This is a genomic window from Sphingobacterium sp. JB170, from assembly GCF_900163865.1.
In the GTDB taxonomy this organism is placed as follows: Bacteria; Bacteroidota; Bacteroidia; order Sphingobacteriales; family Sphingobacteriaceae; genus Sphingobacterium.
The window spans coordinates 1-1,686 of record NZ_FUKU01000046.1 but is presented as its reverse complement, the minus strand read 5'-3'; the positions used below and the strand labels follow the sequence as shown (position 1 = coordinate 1,686).

Genomic DNA, 1,686 nt, shown 5'->3' with positions numbered 1-1,686 from the left:
TTTGTTCGATATTTGTTTTCCGGAAAGAGAAGTAAGAACAAAAGAAGATGATTACGGTTCCGGATTTATGTCCCCAGATGAGTTTGAAAGAAAATCCCGAACAGCTTTGACAAGCACGTATTCATCCATCCTCCGCTAAAGCAGATCAGACCTTTAAAATACGAAAGGTCTGATCTCACCATGATTTATCAGGAATTTTTAAAATTAACGCGTTTTCATTTTAATTCCTCGGTGTTTATTGATTTGGGAAATTAGGTTGCGATTTCACCTCTTCTATCTGTTTGGTGTGGCGGGCACTATGAGCCGCTATAAAGAGCAGATTCTGGTATCCATCGGATATTCCTGTAGGGTGCTCGATGATGTGATTACGTAAGTTTCCAAGATCCGCACTGCTAATATAGTCCAGTACGGGTTGTCTTGTTGCGTTGAAATCATTCAGGGCCAGATTAGCATTCACATATTTCCCGGAGGGTTGCAATTCTTTGGGAGCGTTGAACTTTTCCGAACGATCGGTGACCATACTTACCAACGCTTCATCGGTTGTTTTTACCTCGGATCTACGCGTGGGTTGAGCCGGTTTAGCAATTTCGGTTTTCGCCATTTCGAAAAGCATTTTCTCGGTTGCTATAATGTGCTCTAGGCATTGGGCAATAGACCATTTACCTGGCCCGGATACAAATGTTAATTGAGCCTGCGAGAGTCCTTTGACTGCATCCGTAAGATTTCGGGTTGTTTGATTATAATAATCACTTAGAAAAGCAATGCTTCCATCGGGGACTGGCGCCTGGCTTTCCAGAATTAATTTTAATTTGTCTAAACCTGTCTGCAAATCATTACTGATCATTTGTTCTATATTCATGAACAGACAAATCAGGTTAAAGGGGTACTTCATTTTTCCATTAAATCCCCATTTCACCTTAGTTTGGTTGTTATCGACCGATTCGGTGATCATATAGGCCTGCTCTGTGGATTCAAATGGTTTTTCGAAACGCAGCTCAAAATCGATTCGTTCACCACCGGTAATCTTTTTGATCTCCTGTTCTCCCACACCCACACTGTCGGAATCACTCTCCCAACGGGAGATAAATCCTGGCGTACCATCTGTACCAGTATATGTTGTTTTCATGTTGGGATCCAAGTTCGCCCATTTGCTGTACTGTTCTTGATTTTTCAGGTGCTTGATGTATTCAAATACTTCGGTTTTGGGACGGTTAATGGTAACCTCTCGCTCTGCGCTGTATTCTTTTTTGACAAATAATGCCACAATTAAAGGAACGGCTATCAAAATGGCCAATACAAGTAGGATTTTCTTTAGAATTCTCATAATATTCTTTTTTAAAATTGGCTAAAAATAATTCGGTGAATTGCCGCAATTTTCGTACCTAAAGATGAATTTTCTATAATAAATTAAGAATATATACAAGCCGTATCATATCTGTCTATCAGTGACTTACGTGGGTGAGAATACGAGTGCTTTTGGTTCGGATAATATCTTAGTGTATTTCCTGCGTTTTGTTCACTGTTGTAGGTCAAGAGATTAACTGCTTCAAAAATGAGTGTTTTTCTCTAATTTTAGCATGATTGTAATGTAGCAAATCTAGTATCATCAAATGTTTTAAGGTGGAAAATAAGTATCCGCCCGATGAACCCCGTCTATTATTATTCCAATAATTTATTAGGTGTTTT

The 1,686-nt window shown here is 39.3% G+C and carries 1 protein-coding gene; it reads right to left on the bottom strand.

Annotated elements, in window-relative coordinates:
* Window positions 1-235 precede the first annotated feature (235 nt).
* Window positions 236-1,324 (bottom strand): DinB family protein, encoded by a 1,089-nt coding sequence (locus tag FM107_RS19530; RefSeq protein ID WP_179204481.1) that lies wholly within the window; start codon window positions 1,322-1,324, stop codon window positions 236-238.
* Window positions 1,325-1,686 lie beyond the last annotated feature (362 nt).